A 21624-nucleotide genomic window follows, 5' to 3' on the forward strand; every position below is an offset into this window, starting at 1 on the left:
GCCCAGACACTGCCAATCCCCTGTGGGAGCTGTCGAGCCCTAGCGAGGCTGCGAAGGCGGCGGCACTGTTGGTAGAGGTGTTGGCTGAACCACCGCTTTCGCGGGCAAGCCCGCTCCCACATTTGAGCTGTGTTGCTGGGATGTCAGTGTTCGGCTGGAGATCCCTCTCCCACCGCCAATCCCCTGTGGGAGCTGTCGAGCCCTAGCGAGGCTGCGAAGGCGGTGGCACTGTTGGTGGAGGTGTTGGCTGAACCACCGCTTTCGCGGGCAAGCCCGCTCCCACAGGTGAGCTGTGTTGTTCGGCAGAACGCGTCTGGCTATAGATCTCACAGCCAACGCCAATCCCCTGTGGGAGCTGGCTTGCCTGCGATGACGGTCTGTTAGCCTCAGCGCCAGCTCCAGGACACGCCGGTGTAGATGCCGCGACCATCGCCCGGTGTGGAACGCGCCATGTCTGTGCCCTTGTCGTCGTAACCTGGCGTGACGGTATTGGCGTAGCGACGGTTGGTGAGGTTGCGCAGGTCAACCCAGGCTTGCCAGTCGTGCTTGGGGGCGTCGTAACCGAAGGTTGCACCCAAGAGGGTGTAGGACGCAGCCGTGTAGGAATTGGCATAGTCCACTGCCACTTTTGACGAATGCTCGGTGTTGAAGCTGGTGTAGAAACCGGTCGGATGGCTGTAGCGCAACTGCCCCTGGTAGTAGTGCCTGGGGATGCCCGGCAAGGTGTTGTCGCCGAAGCGCTCATCGTCGCGGTAGTGGAAGTCGCTGAAGGTGTATGCCTGGCGCAGGTCGAGCTTGCCACTGCCGCCGCCGTCCCACAACGGGCTGAGCAGGCTCAGTTCGATGCCTTGGTGGATGGTCGGGCTAGCGTTGTTTTCGGCGACGATGGCGTTGGTTGTGGCAGTCTGCGCCTGGGTTTCGACGGTGAGCAGTTCGTGACGCACTTCGGAGCGGTACAGCGCCAGATCCCACTGACCGAACCAGTGTTCGCCACGCCCACCGACTTCCAGGGTGGTGGCGGTCTGATTTTTCAGGCTGACACCTTCGCGGGCCATGCCGTTGGCCGGTCCGCTCGTAAAGTACTTGTTCGAACCCCAGATCATCGACCACGCATGCGGCGGTTCCACCGAGCGGCTCAGGTTGCCGTAGACCTGCAATTGCGGCGTGAAGTCGTAACGCAGGCCGACCCGTGGCGCGTAGTCCCAATCGTGCTGGCTCAGCGGTGCGTGGGCGTCCGGGTAGGTCACTTCGGTTTCGCGGCGGGTATAGATTGCCGCGAGGCCGGTGGTCAGCCACAGGTCTGGCACCAGCTCCAGGTCGTTGCCGATGTGCAGCACGGTGTCGGAGCCCAGGTAGCTGTAGTCGCGGGTCTTGGTGCCGGGGGCATAGGTTGCGGTGTTGCCGGCCGGTATGCGCACGTATTCCGCACCACCGTTATTGGGCATCGCCTGGGTAGTGCGCAGGCCGATGGTGGTCTTGCTGTCGTGCCCGAACAGCGTGTCCTGGCGGATGTAATTGAGGGTGCTGCTGATGTCGGTGTAGGCGACTTTCAGGCGGATGGTGCCTTCGCGCAGGTCCATCGGGTAATCGTGGTAAGCCAGGCCGAATTCGACGCGGGAGTTGTCGTCCAGCTGCAAGGTGGTCTTGTTGGCGATCCAGGTCGAGCCCGGTTGCAGGCGCTTGGAGTCACGGGCGGCGTTGAGGCTGTTGGCGGCGCGGGGGTCGTGGCTGATCTGGTTGCGCGTCAACTTGCCGGGGGTATCGTTGGTGGTTTCGCGGTAACGGATGTAAAAACGCGTTTCCAATTCCGGGCTGAAGCGGTAGCCGAAGTTGGCGGCGAAGCCTTTGCCGGTGGCTGCGCTCTGGCGTTGGTAGCCGTCGGATTCGGAGTCGGTGAGGCTGATGTAGTAGTCGGCATCCCCCAACACCTGGCCCGAGCTGATCTCGCGCTGGGCGTAACCTTTGCTGCCCACTTCATAGCGCAGTTGCAGTTTGGGCGCATCGTAGCCGGTGCGGGTCACGTAGTTGACCGCGCCCCCCAGGGCCAAGGCGCCCCGGTCGAAACCATTGGCGCCGCGCAGCACTTCGACGCGGCTTTGCCACAACGGGTCTTTCAATTCATAGGGCGTGCCGCCGGGGCCGGTCAGCGGCAGGCCGTCGAACATTTCATACAGGCCCGAGCCATGGGCACCGGGGCTGCGGTTCAAACCCGAGCCACGGATCGACAGTTTGATCCCTTCGTTGTTCGCTGCCTTGGCGTACACCCCGGCCTGGTACTTGAACACGTCCTCGTTGGTGCTCAACCTGCCCTGTTGCACGCTGTCCATGTCGATGTAGTTGGTGCCGCCGGGCACGCTCTTGAGCTGCGCCTCGGCGATTTCGCCGGCGCTGGCTTCGCTGCTGGTGACTTCGACCGGGGCCAGTTGCAGACCTTCGGCGTGCACCAGTGAGCCAAAGGTCAGGGCAGCGAAAAGGAGCGGAGGTTGACGCAGCAACATGGGGTGGGTCCTTGGAAATCGGGGAGGCGAAAATGGCGGGGCCCTGATGGGAAGACAAGGATCGCGCTCAAGTCACGCCTGATCAACCGGGTATTTACCTGTGGCGTACAAGCGATCAGCAATGGCGGCCTGCCAGAAGGAAAGGACCGATCTAACCGCGGCTGAGATTCAGCGTCTGCAACAGCTCATCGGCCTCTGAACCGGGAGGAAACCGTAAACCGTACATTTCATCGGTCGCCAAAATCTCGGCCAGGGTGTCGTGCAACTGCGCCTCTGTCGGCGATTCCCGCAGCAGTTTGTGCGCGGGCAATAACAATTCCGCAGAAACGCCTTGAACGCTCGCGGCATTGATGACGGCAAACAGGATAAATCGCAGGCGAATCTCGCGATCAGTCGGCCAACGCGTTTTTTGCTTACCCAAGGCAGCCACTCATGTTTAAGAAAAGTCCGAGGCTATTGCCGAGCCGAGAGCGTTTCAAGCAGCGTCCGTGCACTTAGGCCCGTTCCTACACCGGAAAGCGAAACAACGTACTGGCTCAGGCCGTTGAACGCGCCCGCGTTGCCTGCCAGCACATCAGCGAGCCCAACGTTACCAGGACTGCGCCTTGCCAGAACTGTGCAGTGAGATGCGCACCCAGCCACACAGCGGCAAATGCCGAAGACAACACCGGCGCAGAGTACGAGGCAGTGGCGAGCAAGGTCAGGTTGCCGCGCAGTATTCCGACGTTCCACAGCGCATAACCGCCGGCCATGGCCACACCGGCCGCCCCCAGTTGCAGGCTGCCATTGAAAGTGAATGCCGGCAGCACTTCGCTGCTCAGCGCGTATTTCAACCAGAGCACACTGGCGGCCAGGATAAAAAACAGCATCACCAGATTTTGCCCGCCGGCGTAGCGTCGGGTGACATTGCAGTAAAGCGCAAAAGTGACTGCACAGCCGAGCGCGAGGCTATAGCTCAGGGGATTGCTGTTCACATTGGCGACGATGGTGGCCAAGGCCAGGCCATCGCCGCTCACCACCCACACGATGCCGAACAACGCCAGCACGGTGCCAGGCAGGATCAGCCAACGGGCCTTTTGCCCATTCATGACGATGGCGAGCAGTACGGTCAGGCATGGCCAGAGGTAATTCACCACACCCAGCTCAATCGCCTGGTTGTGATTGCTTGCGTAACCCAATGCCAGCGACAGGCACAATTCGTACGCCACAAACAGCGCACTGCCCACAATCAGGTAGAACCAGGAGGTGGCGCGCACCCGCGGCCGTCCCAGAAACATCACCAGCAGCACCGCTCCCAGTGTGTAGATCAACGCCGCACCGCCCAATGGGCCGAACAGTTCACTGACGCTGCGGATAAGCCCGGCGGCGGTACTCCACAGGAGAATCGCTACCAAACCGCATGCAGTGGCTGCACGCTCGCTGTTGATCTGCATTGAGGCCTCTTGGGCAAAGCGGATGGGGTGCTAGGCGGCTGAAGCCGTCTATCACGGGGCAATTGGACATTTTTAGCCACAAGGATGTAAAGCAAGACGAGGATAACGCCATGCTTTTTTCCTGCTACGGCGTACGCATGTGGCTCACTGTACCGGCAGAAAATTCATCAGCAACAAGCTCTGCGCATAGTTGACCCCGATCCGCCGGTAGCGCTCATCCAGCAGTTGGGTCAACAGGTCGAGCCGCGCGACGACCTTGCCAAACTCCACGGCAAAACTGAGGTTGCTGCCCTCCTCCGAGATTTCGTTGGAGAACAGCAGCAACACGCCATTGGCATCCTGGCGCTGGCTGAGCAGCCAGGTGGCCTTCTCGATGTTGCGTGCGGCGTTGCTGACGAATTGCGGGTTGATTGAATCGGTGAGGTAAAACTCGGTGCGCCCGCCGTGGGCGGTGACGATCATGCTGCCGATGGCATAGATAAACGCACCGACACGATCGCCGCGAAACTCCGGGCTCAAGGAGTAGCTCAACGCCGCCAGGTCGCGCCGCTCGCCAAGGGCAGGCAACGGGCGACGGTTTTCGATCGCCAGGCGGATTTCCCGGGCCGCGCTCACCGCATCCGGGTATCCCGATTGCCGCCATTGGCTGGGGTTGCGCAGGTAGAGTTTGTTCATCAGCAAATACAGACTTTGCAGATTGGCGCGCATGCCCAGGGTCGCCATGCGATCAACGCTGGTCTGAAAGAACTCATCCGGCTTGCCGTTGCTCAATTGCTTGGCCACATCTCGCGCCTGCTGCTGGCTGCAACCGACAGTACAGAGCATGAACGCGGCAGCCAGTAGCAGAGGCTGACGCGTCCAGCGACGCTTGCATGAAGTAAACAGACGAACTATCGGCACCAGGTCTCGCTCTTGTGACCACAGGGAGTATTTATGTGATGGGGTCAGAGATAGAGCGAGGAAATGCAAAAAAGTGCGATAGGCGCTTGCTTAAACAGCGGCCTCAAGCAACAAGACCGTGGAAGGCCCGGCGCGGAACGTAGGATTGTGCCGGCTCGCCGCGATCATATGGGGCGTGGCGTGGTGGGCTTCGAGCGCAGCTTTGGACGCCCACTTCTCGATCAGCACGAAACTGTCCGGGTTGCCGGAGACGGGGTGCAGGTCATATTGAATACAGCCTTGCTCGGCCCTGACCAGCGGCGCCAGTTGCTCGAACGCTGCCAACTGGTCCGGCCCGCGGCCCGGTTGGGTCTGGATAATCACGACAAGCCGTACTTCATCTGACATGGATAACACCCTTCACTGTGGGAAAAATGAACCGACACAGTACGCCAGCTGACCAGCGAGGCACAGTCCTACAAAAAAGTGCGTATTGCAGGCTTTCCTTTCACGCCGTTTTCACAGACGGAGGCTTATGGTTAATCCAGCTCCTAATGAACATCCCTTTAGCCCGTGCCCCCATCGCGGGCTTTTCTTTGTCTGGGATTTATCAGGCAATGTGCGGCAGCGCCGCGAGCCGGCTGGCCCATCAGCGGCGGATGGCGGCCTACGGTTCCTTGCTCGATGGAAGCGAGGTGACCAGGCCTACGCAGCGATTCAGCATCTGGACGCCGAAGGCTTCGGATACTGCCACGTGTTCTTTTTCGGTGTTGGCAACCTGAACATTTTTTGCCTCTCGAATGAAATAGGCTCGCATCTTTTTTTGCTCATCGGAGGGCTCAGAGTAGGCGTCATCAGGGTAAGTCGGCGTGGGTTGCCCCTTCTGCCGGGCGTACATCACCAAAGTGCCGTCGTTCTGCCAGGTCCGACAGAACGCGATTTCGCCCTCGGTCAACTTGATCTTGTCTCCGTCGCTGCTCCACGCCCAGGTGTTGGAAGCGCAAATCAGGCTGGTGCCGGCGAGCAGGAGGCTGGCGGTCAATCGTTTCATCGGGTGTGATCCTTCACGGTAGAGGGTCGATGCCATCGCGGGGCGCAGTCGTTCGGACCGCGTGTTCGACAGTGGGTTCCGGGCTAACGTGGCAGCGCCTGGATGACATCCGCCGCCATCTTTTGCGCATCCCGCGTTCCATCAATGCGCAACACCTGCGCCGTTTGCTCCGACAACCACCTCTCGTGCCACGCGCGGTTGCGCCCTGAAAAGCCCGGATCGTCATACTGCGAAGCCCACTCCCGAAAGGCCACATGGATCTGGTGCATGTCGCCACCGGGCGCGATCCGATCGCCAAAGCGCTGTTTTTCACGGGCCGCCTGTTGCACATCGAGCCGCGTGGCAAGGTTCTGGCCCAGGGTGGTGACACCTGCGCACGAGGCGCCAGTGATGTAGATCCGCATGTTTTCCTCCGTGAACGAGCGACCAGCCTACAGCAGATCACCGAGGGGGATTGTTCACGGCTAACTACGCCATCCACTTCCGCACGCCTATCAAGGTTCGTATCGTCTTAGAAGCGTTTGAAAAGCCGAAATGGAAAATCCGTAAATGGATGGATGTGCTTTGCTCATTTGTCCAGATTCAGTAGTTCATGCATCCGTTCGCCGATGATTCCCCGCAACCACTTCGCATGAAACTCCATGTTTTCCAGAGAAGTGCCCTGCGCAAACCGGAACTCGAATACCTTGTTCTTTTGTCCCTGAAACACCACGCTAAAATGGCCCTCGCGGTCAAACGCAGCGACCACATAGGGGCAGATGTAAATGATGTCGCTGAATGGCACGCGCCATTGAGTGGGTTTACGTCCGCGCCGAGTGACCGTGAGGGTCAGCAGTCGCTGGTTTTCGTCGAACGTGAAGGCCTCCACGCTAGGCTCAGAAAATATCCACGCAAAGACCAAGCCCATAAGCACGACAAAACCAAGCAGGAACAGGATGAACGACGACGTTGTGAAACTCGACTCATCCCCGGATGGCACGTCCTGCATCGCACCGAGCCCGACAAAAAGCAGTATCGCCAGGCAGAAGGCTGGCAACAGCATAAGCACCGCGGAGCAGAAGCCCAAAATGGCCGAACCGGTGTTGCTAATGGTCAAGAAGTCCGGACCGCTATGCCAAACAGGCGGATGGGCGGCGGTGCTTTCAGTGCTTGGTGCGGCGGGAGGTGTTGCGAAGTGATCAGGTGGACGTTGACGGTTCATCCAGCAGGCTCCAAGGGTGCGGCGTAGACATTTTCGCTGCACTAGCACCGATATATGTAAGGATACTTTCCATCACACGGATGAAAAAAGGAAGACGCCATGGAAGCAGTAGTCCGGCTTGCCAAACTTGCCGATGTCGATGCGATTTTCAAGATTCGAACCAGCGTTCAGGAAAATCACTTATCTGAAGATCAGTTAGCGGATATGGGGATAACACCTGAAGCCATAAGTCAGGCAATTTCAGAGACTCCGTGCGCTTGGGTCGCGCAGGTCTGTGGTGTTCCAGTCGGTTTTTCGATGGTCGATATTGAAGATGGCTGCGTATTCGCGGTCTTCGTCCTACCGGAATTCGAAGGATACGGGTTGGGGCGTAATCTGATGCACAAAGCAGAGTCTTTCCTGTTTCAAAGCCATCAGAAGATATGGCTAGAAACCGCTGAAGCAAGCCGTGCGAGCGGATTCTATAGAAACCTTGGCTGGCAGCCCGTGAAGAATCTAGGGCAAGGGGACATTCGTTTTGAGAAGCAACGGAAGTAAAGCCTGCAAAAGATCAAGATTTTACTCTTGACGACTACCCTAGCTACCAGACCCAGCCTTTATGGCAAGAGCCTACATCTCTAGCGGAAACAGACTACTGACGAGCACACCGAAAAGACCTCCTACTTAAGCATCCGCCTACCGTAGCGGAGCCATAACAATAAAAAGAGGTCATGATCCATGAACGAAGCTACCAGTCTCGCCCGCGTCGCCGTTGTGCAATTCGATCCGCAAGTCGGCACACAAAATCGCCAATCCAACCTCGATAACAGCCTTAGCCTGGCCCTGCAAGCGGTGAACAATGGCGCCAACCTGATTGTGCTGCCGGAACTGGCCAATACCGGTTACCTGTTCAGCAATCGCCAAGATGCGTTCGAGCATGCCGAGTCCATTCCGGACGGCCCAAGCATCCGAGCCTGGATGGATTTTGCGCGAGACCGGCAGGTATACCTCGTCGCCGGGCTGGCGGAGCGCGAGGGCATGCAACTGTTCGACACGGCGGTGCTCTTGGGCCCGGATGGTTTGATCGGCAAGTACCGCAAGGCCCACCTGTGGAACAAGGAAAAGCTGTGGTTTACGCCGGGCAATCTTGGTTTCCCGGTGTTTGAGACGCCCATCGGCCGTATCGGCTTGCTGATTTGCTGGGACATCTGGTTCCCTGAAGTCCCGCGCATACTGACCCAGCAAGGCGCCGACATCATTTGCAGCTTGAACAACTGGGTGTGGACTCCGCCGCCGCTGTTCGATGAAGCGGGCAAATGCATGGCCTCCTACCTGACCATGACCGCCGCCCATGTCAACAACGTATTCATCGCCGCCGCCAACCGGATCGGTGAGGAACATGGGGGGCGGTACCTTGGTTGTTCGCTGATCGCTGGCACCAACGGTTGGCCAATCGGCAAAGTCGCCTCGCCGAATGAACAGGCCATTTTGTATGCCGACATCGATCTGTCCAGCGCCCGCAGCGCACCGATCTGGAATGATCTGAACGACCTGCAGCGGGATCGCCGCATCGACCTGTATGACGGTATGCTCGGCTATCGCCACCACCCGTGCCTGCCACGTTGATGGGGGCAGGATCATGGACTTTATCTCGACGAAACCGTCATCGGACTCGGCTGCTCGCCATCTGACGATCCTAATTGCTTTTACACTCGTCACCATCGGAACGATCACCGCACTGTCGGTGATGTATTCATCGTCCGCGCCGGGCTATTGGCCCGCCTATAACGACATGGTAGCCGGCCTGCCTTCACCGACTGCCTGGTTGCGCTGGGTGGTCGGTGATGTCAGCGAAGTGGCGTTTTACAAACATGAGTTTGCATCTATTGGCTTGCTGCTTGGCGGTGCATTCGGTTACTGGACCAGCCGTTACGCCCAGGGCTGGCAGGGTTTCAGCATCAGCTATGGCACGGGTCTTTGGCCTTGGCTGGTGACTAGCTCATTGCTTGGGCTCTTGCTGAGCAATGCACTGTGGGGCTGGACGGTTAGTGCCGAATCCTGGCAGCCCACGTTTGCGGCATTTGTGTCGTTACCGGCGGCCATGGTGTTGCTGTTTGGAGGTGGCTGGAAGGTCACACTGAATGGTGCCCTACTCGGTGCGATTCTAGTGACGCCAAGTTGTCTGTTGTTCGTGAATTACTTATGCCTCCCGTTGGGATTGCCGGTGGTGATCGGGAATGTCCTGGGTATGGCACTGGGCAGCGTGGTGGCGTTTTTGCTGTGTCGGGCATTGCCAGGGTTGGTTAGCCGTAAACCTGAGAGCAGGGTCAATGTCCCCCCTACCACGACCGTTGCTCCACCGGACTACGGAGTTCGCTGGACATTGCGCCGAGTGTTGGCCGACTTTTCGGAAGCGCCGTTTTTTGGCAATGAATGGGCGAGCCTGGGGTTGCTCGCCGGGGTTTTGCTGGCCTATGCGTTGAATCCCTTAAGCCCTGCCTACGGGTCGGGATGGTTGCCCCATTTGGTCACGGGTCAGGCGCTGGCCTCACTACTGGGCGTCCTGTTGTGGCGTCAGCAATGGCGAAAGCGTGGGTGGTATCCGACCTATGTGCCGTTGGTGTCCGTAGTACCTGCGGCGGTGTTGACCCATGGAGGGAGCGCGAGCGTGATTGTGCTCAGTGCTTTGCTGGGAGCGCTGATCGCACCGCCATTGGCCTGCGCGATCGCCGGGAGGCTGCCAAAGCACATGCATCCGTATATTGGCAATGTGTTGTCGATGGCGATCAGTACCGTGTTGATCGTGCCGGTAGTTGGTGCTCTGACTGCTAACTGACTCTGGGGAAATGACGAGTGTCTTTGTCAATGCACTCGTCATCCGGAAGGTCTCAGCCTGCCTGGAAAAACCGGGCCGATTCAATCAAATCGCTTCTGCATAAAAAACCGGTTGTATCCAGCGACGGGATAATCCTTAAGTTCTCCAAATAGGCTGAAGCCCAAGCGGCGGTAAAAGTCCGGGGCCTGGAAAGAGAATGTGTCCAGCCAGATACCTTGGCAGCCTTTCTCACGCGCCTGAGCTTCCGCCCTGGCCATCAATTTTGCGCCCAGCCCCTGCCCTCGCGCCGCTTCGGGCACCACCAGCAATTCAACGAATAACCACTGTCCAGAAATTCTCGCGTATAGCCCACCTTGAGTGGCGCCCACGTCATCCTTGATTAAAAGCGCAAACTTTTCAGTTTCGATAAGACCCGCTTGGGCTTGGTTGTATTCTTTCAATGGCGCCAGAATCGCTTGGTAGTCGACCTCTTGCGGCGCGTCATTCAGCTCTATCCGTAAGCCCACGGGGTTATCCATTTAAGTAGTTTGTGGTTAAACGACTGCCCAACCATTGCTCCGGTTGCGTTTCGACGACACACGCGAAAAAACAATTACGAAAACCAGAGAAAGGAGACAGGGGAGATACGCATCCAGCATCCGCTGGTGTGCAGTTCCCACGACATTCGCCCGAAAACGCGCAAGCGGATTCCAGATATGGGCGATGCCAGCGGCATTGGGAGAAGCCGCCTGACCTCTCTGGACCAAGAAGCCGATCAGGCGCTTATATTTACCCGCCAATTCGGCAGCAGCGAAGGCACTCTGCGTCATTGGCGCTTAACCGTGCGATTCCCGTGAGGCGAACATTTCATCAGAGATGGAAACCTTTTTAGTGCCTCCGTGACTGGTAAAAGACGCCCCCGAACATCAAATCGTTATTTGGCTTGGCGAAGCACAAGCTCTGACAGACGGGTCTTAACCCGGAAGCAGAATTCACGGATTTGAAATTGATAAGCCGGCATAACCATGTAGTTCAAATCAGGACCCAGCGAGTCTTTGATTTCCATGTATTTTGCAGTCTTGGCCGCAATGCCTTGGTATTCCGCTTCGTATTTGGCGTAAGACGCTTTGTTGTAAACCTTCAAAACATCCAACTCTTTACGGCATTGCTCAGCGCGATTTTGGTTCAAGTTTGTTTCAGAGTCTGACTGATCGGCCTCAGCAGAAGCGTGGGCTTGCGCGTCAGCACTGGCGGCGGGTGCAGCCTCATATCGCACAGTATAGGGTGTCGAAGGTGCGGCTTCAGGTGGTGCTTGTTGTACTACGGCAGGAGGCGGCGTCACTTCTTTAGGTTTTTCTGGAGTTTTCGTAGCGCATCCCGAGAGGGCAAGTCCTACCACTACAACGATGCCACACATTTTATCCATCGGTTCCACCAAAAAGTAATTACGGCTGGCTGAGTCGTTAGGTTCTGGGTAAAAGTAAAAACTCACTCAATGATCGAGTGTAAATTTTCTACCAGCCTCAAGGCGCTCAACCCCTCTTCCTTGAGTACACAGATGAAGGATAGTAGTAAAAAAACAAAGACATGACGAGAAAAAGCTCGCCAGAAAAGCCACAGAGTCAGTGGGACATTTTCGGTGGGACCAAGCTGCGCATATACCCTGATTGCATCGCGCCTGGTTCCCACATTTGCGCGCATCACCGTCGTCAGTGATCGGGGATGGTGGGCGTCCACGACCACGAGTCTGCAAAGTGTCTGGAGAATTCGGGGCGATTTACTTAGAAACTGCGGGTAACACAGTCAATCAACAACTCGCGTAGTTTGCTGTTAAAACGGCCCCAACAGCTCTTCATCGGTGCGCCTCACCATGAAACAACAGTCCCCCGCTCATTCATCCAATGCTTGGTATTGGATCGGTAAACTCACCCCTCCACAGCCAATGCTCACCTCAGTTGTGCGTGAGGCCTTGCTGGCTTCCATGCAAACGAACGCCCTTGTCCCATTGACACTGCTGACGGCCCCCGCTGGTTACGGTAAAACCACGCTGCTGATGCAATCGCACGCAGCCATACGGCAGCAGACACCCAAGGCAATAGTGGCCTGGTTGTCACTGGACGAGTCTGACGCAGACCCCAATCGCTTCCTCGCGTACCTGATCCTTTCGCTGGACCATGCCGGTGTTGCGCTGGCGCACTTGCCGCGCCTGGCAGCCTTGCAAGCCTTGGATGTACAACCACAACGCACGATCCAGGCGCTACTGCGCGCGCTTGCCGAGGAAGATCGGGCGATCACGCTTTTTTTGGATGACTATCATCTCGCCGCCAGCCCGGAAGTGAGTTCGATACTAGGAGTATTAACAGAGCAAGCCGCGTCGGGCTTGCGTTGGGTGGTCGCCAGCAGGACCCGTCCGGACTGGCCGCTGTCACGCTGGAAAGCCAAAGGCTGGGTACACGAGATCAGCGCCCGGGAGTTGATCCTGTCCTTGCACGAGGTGCGTGGCATTCTAGGCAATGGACTGGATGAGAACGACCTATGTCGCGTACACATCGCGACCGAGGGTTGGGCCGTGGCAGTGCAATTGGCACGCCTCTGGCGTACCAGCATTGACGGCTCGGTGTATGGCTTGACAGCGTTCTCCGGGGGAGTGACGGACGTTGCGAACTACCTCACCGCGCATGTATTCAACAGCCTGTCCGCGGACTGCCAATCACTGCTGCTACAGACCTCTTTGCTGCAACGGTTCAATGCCGATTTGGCAGATGCGGTGCGCGGCCGCCATGACAGCGCAGACCTCTTCAGGCAACTATCGCACCTCGACACGCTACTGATTCCCCTGGACCCCGAACGCCAGTGGTTTCGCTATCACGCATTGCTACGTGACTTCCTGCGCTTGCGTATCGACAGTCATCAAGCCCAGGCAATTCACCGCGCCGCCGCACATTGGTTGGCGCAGCAACAGGACTGGAGCCAAGCCATTCATCACGCGCTCAAGGCGGGGGACATCCCACTGGCGGTGAACCTGGTGGTCAGCGCAGGCGGCTGGGAACTGGTGCTGCACCATGGCATTCGTTACGCCCAGGGTTTGTTGAGTCAGTTCGACGCCGCTACCTGCAATACCCAGCCGGACCTCCTGCTGCTCCAAGCCTACCTGCACGCCAAGCTGGGCGATCACAAATTGTCCACACAGCTGTTGCACCTGGCCCGTGGCTCGGTGGTCGGGGATGCACGACTGGCCCGAGACTTTCATGTTATCCAAACCTTGGCGAATGCTTACCAGGACTGCTTTGAGTGCCTTGATGCTGATGTTACGACGTTCCATAGCAGCCCCTATCCCCTTGACCAGACCCTCGCGCAAGCCACGCTGGAGTGCGTGCACGCACTGGCGGACCTGACGCGCGGCGAGTTGGTTGCGAGCCTGCGCACCATCAGGGACGCTCACGTCAAAATGCGCGTGATCGCCAGCCCGCGTGGCGAAAACTACTGCCGGATCCATGAAGCCCAGGCCCTGGCGTTATCAGGGTCTATCAACGAAGCCGCTACATTGGTGGACGAGGCCCTGGCATTTGCCGACGGCCATTTTGGTCAGGAGAGTTCGCTGCGGGCCCTGGTCGGCTGCTTCAAGGCACGCCAGCTCTATTGGCAAGGTACTTGGTCCGAAATCCAGCCGTGGCTGGATGACGGCTGGGCAGCATTGGAACACGCCGATGGCTGGCTCGATGTGGTTGCGATGACGGCGGAGGTAGCGTGGCGTTCGCGGTTACGCAGCCATGGCTTGCATGCCGCACTGCAGGAGTTGGACCATGCCGAACACCTGGCGCACGCGCGCCAGTGGCCACGGCTATTGCGTCTGGTACAGGCCTGGCGCATCGATGCCCAGGTACAGAGTGGGCAACTGCATGCCGCTCGCCAAGCGCTCCTGCAGGCCAATCTGGAACAGATTGCAGGTCAGCGCGAAGACTGGCGTAGTCAGGAAGCTGCCAGCCTGGCATTGGGCCGCTTGCGGTTGCTCAGCGGTCGCTCGGGCGCCGCATGGACCGACCTTCAACGAACCGCTGAAGAGATGGAGAACAAAGGTCTGCGTCTACCCGCCTGGCGCTTGAGGTTGATGGCCCTGGCCGCGGCGAAAAACGGCCGGCAGCTCCAAGCCGAAGAACTCGACATGGCCCTTGCCCCGATCATGCAGTACGCCCTGCCCGGCCTGTTGCTGGAAGTCGGCCCCAGCCTGCTGCCGGCACTGGAAGCCTACCCCAAACCCACAACACTACTGACCACAGCCATCACGCGACTGCGCGGCTGGCGCTCGCACCCAACGCCGGCGCACATGGCCCTGAGTGGCAAGGAAGCGCAGATACTGGAGCTGCTTGTCAGCGGTCAATCCAACAAGGCTATCGCCCTCGCCCTGGACATCTCCGAGAACACGGTAAAGTTCCACCTCAAACACCTGTTCGCCAAGCTGGGCGTGGACAACCGCACCGCGGCAATCAGCGCTGCAATACGCCAAGGCCACCTCGACACCACTTTCTAAGCCACCAACCCACCCAGGCGGGTAGGTCTTGCCACCTATCGGCCTGCGCCCTACCCGCCCCATCTGTGGCCCCCCGCCCAGCGCCCTGCCTAGCATCGTGACCATCAGCAATGAGGGGCGCCATGCCGTCCTTCTCCTGCTTGCGACAAGACACGATCCAGGAGACGAACCGTGCAGAAAAGCCGAAAAACCGTGCGCGTAGCCACCGATGTGGGCGGCACCTTTACTGACCTTGTGTACTTCGAAAGTGATCCCGTCACCGGCCAGCAGACCCTGCGTACGGCGAAGGTGGACACCACGCCACCGAACTTTGCCCAAGGCATTCTCAATGTCATCAAAAAGGCACGGGTAACGCTTTCGGAAGTCGACTTCCTCGCCCACGGCACCACTGTTGTCATCAACGCGCTTACCGAACGGCGTGGGGTCAAGACCGCGCTGATCACCACCCGAGGCTTTCGCGACATCCTGGAAATTGCCCGGGCCAACCGCCCAGACTATTTCAACCTGAAATGGGTCAAACCTGCGCCGTTTGTGCCGCGCTACCTACGCCGGGAAATCACCGAGCGCCTGCACACCGACGGCCGTGAGCGCGAGCCTGTAATACTCGATGAGCTGCCCGCCATCATCGACGCCTTGCGCGCCGATGGCGTGCAAGCCATTGCTATTTGCCTGCTGCATGCCTACGCCAACCCCAGCCACGAGCAGGCGGTATTGGCCGAAGTGAAGCGGCTGTGGCCTGAAGTATCGGTGGTCGCTTCACATCAGATCACCCGTGAATGGCGCGAGTACGAGCGCTCCAGCACCACCGTGCTGTCGGCCTACGTGCAACCGATAGCGGCGCGCTACCTCGATGAACTGGAGGCGGGTCTGCGCAGCGCAGGTTACGAGGCGCCGCTGTATATCATGCAGTCCAATTGCGGCGTTGACAGTGTGGCCCACGCCAGGGACATCCCGATCACCATGGTCGAGTCCGGACCGGCCAGCGGTTTCTGGGCGGCCGCCGAGCTGGGACGCTTGATTGGCGAACCCAACCTGCTGGGGCTCGACATCGGCGGCACCACGGCCAAATGCGCACTGATCCGCGATGGCCAGGTCGCGATCAAGACTGACTACTGGATCGAACGTGACCGCCTCAATGCCGGTTACCCCATCATGGTGCCCGTGGTGGACCTGGTGGAAATCGGCAACGGCGGCGGCTCCATTGCCTGGGTCGACGGGTTTGACAAGCTGCATGTCGGCCCGCAATCAGCGGGCGCCCTGCCCGGCCCGGCGGCGTACGGTAACGGTGGTACCGACATCACCACCACGGATGCCAACCTGGCACTCGGCCGGATCAACCCGGCGTACTTCTGCGGCGGCGAAGTGGTAGCCGACCTACAAGCAGTAGCGGACGGCTTCAGCCTGCTCAGCGAACGCTTGGATCTGCCTGCCGATGAAATTGCCCGTGGTGTGGTGCGCCTGGCCAATAACAACATGGTCAACGCCCTGAAGCTGGTGTCGCTCAGCCGTGGTCACGATCCCCGGGACCTGACCCTGATGGCCTTTGGCGGCGGTGGCGCGCTGCATGCAGTCGCCTTGGCTCAAGAGCTGGGCGTCAAAAAAGTCATCGTCCCGCGCGGCGCCTCAGTGTTTTCAGCCTGGGGCATGACCCTGTCGGACTTACGCCGCGACCTGTTTATCAATCGTTTTGTCGACACCACCCAGCCACAGGCACAGGCGCACACCCAGGCGTTCCTGAACGAACTGATGGCCTCGGCCCGCGAGCAGTTCATTGCCGAGGCTGTGCCCCCGGAACGGGTCGAATTGAAGGTCAATTGCAAGCTGCGCTACCAGAACCAGGAACACTCGGTCGAAGTGCCGCTGGACGCCGATGAACACCTCGAACGTGACTGGGCACACATCGAGCATCGTTTTCACACCCTGTACGAACAGCATTACACCTACTGCCTGGACGCTCCCGTGGAGATCGTCGGCTTCCACCTGGTCGCCATCGCGCAAATTGACAAGCTGATTCCCGAATCGCTTGCAGTGACAGGGCGAACGCTTGAGGCCGCACGCAAGGGCCACCGCGTCGTCGACTACGCAACCGATGGCATCCACGACGCGGCCATCTACGACTACGCCCTGCTGGAACCCCAAATGTGTTTCCACGGCCCCGCCATCATTGAAGACGCCGGCACCACCGTCGTCGTTCATCCACAAAACCGGGTGCATGTGGATCGCTTCGGCAATCTGCACATCACGATCAACGGCTGACGGGAGTCTCGCCATGCATACGCTCGACATCTTCACCCGAGACATTATCCAGAATTCGCTTCAAGCCATTGCTGACGAAATGTTCGTGGCGATGCGCAAAGCTGCCATGAGCCCCGTCATTTATGAAGTGCTGGACATGGGCACCGGCATCACCGACGCCAATGGCGAGATTGCCAGCTCCGGCGCCGGTATCCCGGCCTTCGTAGGCGTGCTGGACAAGGCCGTCAAACAGATCTTGCTGCAACATGCCCGCCCAGGGGAAATCGAAGACGGCGATGTGTTCATCTGCAATGACCCCCACGGTGGCGCAGTCACTCACCTGAACGATGTGGTGCTGGCCATGCCCGTGTTTGCCGAGGGCAGGCGCGTGGCCTGGACCGCGAATATCGCCCACTGGAACGATGTCGGCGGCATGGTCCCCGGATCGATGTCCACTGAGGCTACCGACATCTTTCAGGAAGGGTTTCGCCTGTGCTCGGTCAAGCTGATCAGCCGTGGCCAACCGATCCGCTCAGTGCTGCAGATACTGCGGGCCAACACGCGCATGCCGGATTTCATGGAAGGCGATCTATGGGCTGGCGTAGCGGCGGTGCGCGGCGGGGCCCTGCACCTGCGTGAGTTGACCGCCAAATACGGCACTGACCTGTTTTTGCTGGCGATGCAGGACTTCATGGACCTGGGCGAAAAGGTATCGCGCAAAGCCCTGGCCGAACTGCCCAATGTCAACCTTTCCCTGGTGGAGCCGCAAGACGACGGCAGCCTGTATTCGGTGTCGGTGCAGATCCATGACCGTGCAATGACCGTGGACCTGCGCGACAACCCCGACCAATGCACCGGGCCCACTAACCTCAGCCGGGATGGCGCGGTGGTTGCCGCCCAAATGGCGTTCAAATCCCTGACTGCCCCGCAAGGCATTACCAATGGAGGCACGTTCCGTCCGTTGAATGTGCTGACACGCCCCGGTTCGCTATTCGATGCGCAACTGCCCGCCGCAGAGGGGTTTTACTTTGAAAACCTGATTCGCGTACACGACCTGATCTTGCGCTGCCTGGCCCAGCATTTTCCCGACCGCTTGCCGGCGGGCAATTTCTCTTCGGTATGCGCCACTGTTATCGGCGGCCGGCATCCGGATACCGGTCGGCTGTTTACCCTGGTGGAGCCGGAAATCGGTGGTTGGGGCGCTGAGCCCGGACGTGACGGCAACAACGCCGTTTATTGCGGCCTGCATGGCGAGACCTACAACTGTCCAGTGGAAGTCTGTGAGGCCCGTTACGGCCTGTATGTCGAGCGCATGGCGCTGAATGACGAACCCGGTGGGCACGGCCAGTTCCGCGGCGGGCGAGGCATCTGCATCGACTATCGCGTACGGGCCGATGACAGCTTTCTGACCTGTGGTTACACCCGCTCGGTCGTTCCACCCTGGGGCCTGCAACAGGGCCAGGATGGCACCCCCAATTACGTCGAAGTGCTGCGCGGCGACAACCCGCCGGAACGCTATGCCATGGCCAGCAGCATCCCTCTCAACGCCGGCGACCTGGTGCGGGTACGCACGGGGGCCGGCGGTGGCTACGGCGCACCCGCAGCCCGTGACGCGGCGGCCGTGCGCGACGACTTGAAGAATGGCTACCTCGACGCGCAAACCGCCCGCGCCGTGTACGGCGTCATGCCCTGATCCCAATACACCGCCGTGCGGCGGCTTTCCATGCGTTGACCTAAAACAATAAGAGAGAACCGTCATGTTGCAACTTCCACTCTCGCGCTTCGGCGCTGCGTGCTCGCTGGCGTTGGTGTTGGGCAGCAGCCCTTCAACCCAAGCCGAACAATTCATCGGCTTCGGTCAACCAGGGCTGCCGGGACGCTGGGCTTTGGAAACCTTCCCGGTCTTCAACCGCAACACCGACGGCAACGTACGTGCCGGTGGCAATACGGTGCTTGCGTACTTTTCCGAGACCGGTTTTACCGACACCACCCGCGACCAATTGCAGTTCTGGGTCGGCGCCGTTCCCGGATACGCCAGCACCAACGACGCGAAAAACGTCAGCCCCTGGGGCATCGCCTCACCCAATCTCGGCTTTGCCTACTACTACAACGTGGTCGAGCCCACCAGCGCCTATGGTTCAGAGGACTACACCACGTTCTGGACCAACCCGACGCTGACGGTCGAGTTCCCCAACGGTAACAACGAAGTTGCCGGTTACGGTGCCTTTGCCAACCGCTATGCGCTGAGTTTCAGCCTCGCCAATTACCTGCGTGTCGGAAAATTCGCCGCGACCTTCACCCCAGTTGGCATCCATTACGCCGCACGTAACCGCAACACCACAGATCTCGGCAGCGGCGATCCCAAGCGCTTGCAAGGCGGTGTCAGCCTATGGCTGGCCAACGTCGCCGCCGGCTACCTCGTCACCGATGACCTGTGGCTGGGCGCGCATCACGTCTACCACATCAACAATCGAACAGCCTCGGACTATGCCGAGTCGCGGGTTGGAAAAATCGGACCGTCGATGACCTACACAGGCTTTTCCCAACAGGGACTCTACCTGTCTGCAAATCTGAATTTCGACTACTACCACAGCGCCAACCTGCCCCATTCCAATGAGCTGACCATGGCGCTGGTGAAGTTTTTCTAGCGCCAATTGGCCCCCTATCCGAGGAAATAACTTATGCAAACCCCAACCCCCACTCCCCCACCACACGATGTGCCGGTGACAGTGCGCTGGCTCAACCCGATTGGTTGCTCAATGTTCGACGCACCGATCGCCGACTTGCTGCACGGCATCAAGCACCCCTCGACACACCTGGAAGTGGTGTCGTTCGATATGCAGCCCAGCCCGACACACCTGGAGTACCGGGCCTACGAGGCAATGACCTACGAGCGCACGGTACGCATTGCCCGCGATTGCGCCCAGCAAAACATCGATGCCCTGGTGATCGGCTGCTTCTACGATCCGGCCCTGGAGGATGCCCGGGAAATCTCCGGCAACTGCCTGGTGGTTGCTCCCTGCCAGGCCAGCCTGCAGATCGCCGACCAACTGGCTAACCGTTATTCGATCATCGTAGGGCGAGATAAATGGATGGAGCAAATGCGCGAGCGCGTTCGCGGCTACGGCTCGGCGGATCGACTCGCCTCTATGCGCGCGCTGGGCATGGGCGTCGATGAGTTCCAGAAAGACCCGGCCCTCACCCGACGCCGAATCATTGAACAAGCGTTTTTGGCGGTCGAGGAAGATGGCGCGGAAGCGATCATTTTGGGCTGCACCATCGAATTCGGTTTCTTCGAACAGGTGCAGCGTGAGGTCGGCGTACCCGTGATCGACCCGGTGGTCGCCGCGTTCAAGATGGCCGAAGCCATGGCGGGGATGAAGCAGCGCTTCGGCTGGAGCCCCAGCCGTGTCGGCAGTTGCGAGCCTCCACCGGAAGCCGAAATCAAAGCCTTTGGCCTGTTTCAGGGCCCGGTGCCCATCGGTAACCGTGTGCAAGCCTAGCCCTTACTTGGAGCAATCCCTATGAGCGACGTCACGCCAATGCCCGCACAAGCCAACTACACCTCCACTCGGCAAGTGGGCGATGTATTCAGAGACGTACCCCTGACCCGCGAGCACCTCAAGTGCTGCTTGGCGCTGTTTTTTGTGTTCGCCATTGAGGCGTGGGAGATGATGATCATCGTCTACACCGCGCCGCTGATCGCCCAGGATTTTTCCCTGGATGCACTTGCCGTCGGCCACCTGATCGGCGCCATGTTCATCGGCATGCTGTTGGGCTCGTTAGTCTGGGGCAAGCTCGCCGAACGTATCGGCCGCAAGGGCGCGGTGGTCTGGAGCCTGGCCATTTACGGCGTGATCTCGTTGGCGAGTGCGTTTGCCCCCGACTACGCCTCGCTCTACGCGTTACGGCTGTTCTCGGGCGTGGCCGCAGTTGGCATGATGGTGGTGACGTTTGCTCACTATCAGGAGCTATTGCCCGTGCGCCATCGCGGCGCGCTGACCGTGTACCTGGCCTCGGGATGGCCAATCGGCATGCTACTGGCACTGGGGGCGACCGTATGGCTGATGCCCTATGGTTGGCGCACAATCATTGCGGTGAGTTCACTGGGTGGGTTGTGGGCTTTGGTGGTGGCGCTCTGGGTGCCGGAGTCGCCGTACTGGCTGGCCAACGCCAAGCGCCAAGCGCAGGCCCGAGCGGTCATCACGCGATTAAGTCGAGGCACCGTGCAAGTGCCTGAGGATTGCCTGCTGCAAGTGGACCAAACGACGTCAGGGCGCCAGCGGGAGCTGTTTTCACCGGCGCTGTTGAGGATCAGTGCGTTGCAGATCCTGGTGAATTTTACGTTCTCCTGGGGTTACTGGGGCTTGCAGACCTGGCTGCCGACGCTGTTGCAACAACGCGGGCTGAGCCTGCCGCAAAGCTACGGTTTTATTGCACTGTCGGCACTGTGCATGATCCCCGGCTACATGGCGGCGTCGTGGCTCACCCATCGTTATGGCCGCAAACACGTCATTATCGGTTTCATCAGTGCCTCGGTGCTCGCTGGCTACGGCTTTGCCAACGCTCAAAGCCTGGAAATGCTGTACCTGAGCAACTTCGCCCTGGCGTTCTTCAGCCTGGGGGCATGGGGGGTGTGGGGCACCTGGATCGCCGAGCTGTACCCGACCCCATTGCGTACCATCGGTTACGGGTGGGCGATTTTTGCGCAACGCGTGGCCAATATTCTGGCACCGTCTTTGATCGGCGCACTGGTGGCTTACGGCGCCTCCTTCAATATGACCACCACCTTTATCAATGCCTTCATGCTGGTAACCGTGTTGCTCGCACTGTTCATTCCTGAAACCGAGGGCAAGGCGTTGGATTAGCACAATGCCCATCGTGCTTTCAGGCATATGTGATCCATCGTGACTGACAGCCCACGCCCTGCCCCCTGCGTTTGAATAACCCCAGACCTCGAGCGGGTCATCCAACCGGATGCCCCATCAAATTGCAGACACGGAAT

The 21624-nt window shown here is 59.3% G+C and carries 19 protein-coding genes; 9 read left to right on the top strand and 10 right to left on the bottom strand.

The window, feature by feature from the left end:
- Positions 1–386: 386 nt before the first annotated feature.
- The 8 genes from AC3ISR_RS16665 to AC3ISR_RS16700 all read right to left on the bottom strand — a co-directional run bounded on the left by AC3ISR_RS16665 (position 387) and on the right by AC3ISR_RS16700 (position 7062).
- Positions 387–2498 (bottom strand): TonB-dependent receptor family protein, encoded by a 2112-nt coding sequence (locus AC3ISR_RS16665; RefSeq protein ID WP_463985091.1) that lies wholly within the window; start codon positions 2496–2498, stop codon positions 387–389.
- Positions 2499–2649: 151 nt separating this feature from the next.
- A complete protein-coding gene (locus tag AC3ISR_RS16670; protein ID WP_192296449.1) occupies positions 2650–2919 on the bottom strand; it encodes a hypothetical protein in 270 nt (89 codons plus the stop codon).
- A gap of 115 nt (positions 2920–3034) precedes the next feature.
- On the bottom strand, positions 3035–3931 hold the full coding sequence (gene yddG, locus AC3ISR_RS16675) for an aromatic amino acid DMT transporter YddG (protein WP_192296450.1): 897 nt from the start codon (positions 3929–3931) through the stop codon (positions 3035–3037).
- Positions 3932–4075: 144 nt separating this feature from the next.
- Complete coding sequence (locus AC3ISR_RS16680) at positions 4076–4756, bottom strand: hypothetical protein (protein WP_192296451.1); 681 nt, start codon at positions 4754–4756, stop codon at positions 4076–4078.
- Between the two features lie 165 nt (positions 4757–4921).
- Positions 4922–5218, bottom strand: a complete 297-nt coding sequence (locus AC3ISR_RS16685) for a putative quinol monooxygenase (RefSeq protein WP_192296452.1) — start codon at positions 5216–5218, stop codon at positions 4922–4924.
- 259 nt (positions 5219–5477) lie between these two features.
- Positions 5478–5861 (bottom strand): hypothetical protein, encoded by a 384-nt coding sequence (locus AC3ISR_RS16690; protein ID WP_192296453.1) that lies wholly within the window; start codon positions 5859–5861, stop codon positions 5478–5480.
- 83 nt (positions 5862–5944) lie between these two features.
- On the bottom strand, positions 5945–6265 hold the full coding sequence (locus AC3ISR_RS16695) for a P-loop NTPase family protein (RefSeq protein ID WP_192296454.1): 321 nt from the start codon (positions 6263–6265) through the stop codon (positions 5945–5947).
- A 164-nt stretch (positions 6266–6429) separates the two neighbouring features.
- Complete coding sequence (locus AC3ISR_RS16700) at positions 6430–7062, bottom strand: hypothetical protein (protein ID WP_192296455.1); 633 nt, start codon at positions 7060–7062, stop codon at positions 6430–6432.
- A gap of 99 nt (positions 7063–7161) precedes the next feature.
- On the opposite strand from AC3ISR_RS16700, the gene AC3ISR_RS16705 reads away from it, so the two are divergent.
- The 3 genes from AC3ISR_RS16705 (at position 7162) to AC3ISR_RS16715 (ending at position 9877) form a co-directional block, all read left to right on the top strand.
- Positions 7162–7599: a GNAT family N-acetyltransferase gene (locus AC3ISR_RS16705; protein WP_192296456.1), complete on the top strand. Its 438-nt coding sequence runs from the start codon at positions 7162–7164 to the stop codon at positions 7597–7599.
- A 180-nt stretch (positions 7600–7779) separates the two neighbouring features.
- Positions 7780–8667 carry a nitrilase family protein gene (locus AC3ISR_RS16710; protein WP_192296457.1) on the top strand — a complete coding sequence of 296 codons (888 nt, stop codon included), beginning with the start codon at positions 7780–7782 and terminating at the stop codon, positions 8665–8667.
- Between the two features lie 13 nt (positions 8668–8680).
- On the top strand, positions 8681–9877 hold the full coding sequence (locus AC3ISR_RS16715) for a hypothetical protein (protein WP_192296458.1): 1197 nt from the start codon (positions 8681–8683) through the stop codon (positions 9875–9877).
- Positions 9878–9957: 80 nt separating this feature from the next.
- On the opposite strand, the gene AC3ISR_RS16720 is transcribed toward AC3ISR_RS16715, so the two are convergent.
- Positions 9958–10383: a GNAT family N-acetyltransferase gene (locus AC3ISR_RS16720; RefSeq protein ID WP_192296459.1), complete on the bottom strand. Its 426-nt coding sequence runs from the start codon at positions 10381–10383 to the stop codon at positions 9958–9960.
- Between the two features lie 407 nt (positions 10384–10790).
- Positions 10791–11348 (bottom strand): hypothetical protein, encoded by a 558-nt coding sequence (locus tag AC3ISR_RS16725; RefSeq protein ID WP_463983608.1) that lies wholly within the window; start codon positions 11346–11348, stop codon positions 10791–10793.
- Positions 11349–11954: 606 nt separating this feature from the next.
- Between AC3ISR_RS16725 and AC3ISR_RS16730 the strand changes: the two genes are divergently transcribed.
- The 6 genes from AC3ISR_RS16730 (at position 11955) to AC3ISR_RS16755 (ending at position 21487) form a co-directional block, all read left to right on the top strand.
- Positions 11955–14384: a winged helix-turn-helix domain-containing protein gene (locus AC3ISR_RS16730; RefSeq protein WP_463983607.1), complete on the top strand. Its 2430-nt coding sequence runs from the start codon at positions 11955–11957 to the stop codon at positions 14382–14384.
- A gap of 171 nt (positions 14385–14555) precedes the next feature.
- Positions 14556–16640 carry a hydantoinase/oxoprolinase family protein gene (locus AC3ISR_RS16735; protein ID WP_192296460.1) on the top strand — a complete coding sequence of 695 codons (2085 nt, stop codon included), beginning with the start codon at positions 14556–14558 and terminating at the stop codon, positions 16638–16640.
- A gap of 13 nt (positions 16641–16653) precedes the next feature.
- Positions 16654–18312: a hydantoinase B/oxoprolinase family protein gene (locus AC3ISR_RS16740; protein ID WP_463983606.1), complete on the top strand. Its 1659-nt coding sequence runs from the start codon at positions 16654–16656 to the stop codon at positions 18310–18312.
- A gap of 64 nt (positions 18313–18376) precedes the next feature.
- Entirely contained in the window at positions 18377–19267 is an 891-nt protein-coding gene (locus AC3ISR_RS16745; RefSeq protein WP_463983605.1) for a hypothetical protein, read from the top strand.
- Positions 19268–19300: 33 nt separating this feature from the next.
- Positions 19301–20122: an aspartate/glutamate racemase family protein gene (locus AC3ISR_RS16750; protein ID WP_192296463.1), complete on the top strand. Its 822-nt coding sequence runs from the start codon at positions 19301–19303 to the stop codon at positions 20120–20122.
- 21 nt (positions 20123–20143) lie between these two features.
- Positions 20144–21487 (top strand): MFS transporter, encoded by a 1344-nt coding sequence (locus tag AC3ISR_RS16755; RefSeq protein ID WP_192296464.1) that lies wholly within the window; start codon positions 20144–20146, stop codon positions 21485–21487.
- Positions 21488–21624 lie beyond the last annotated feature (137 nt).

It is taken from the genome of Pseudomonas sp. GL_117 (assembly GCF_057835125.1).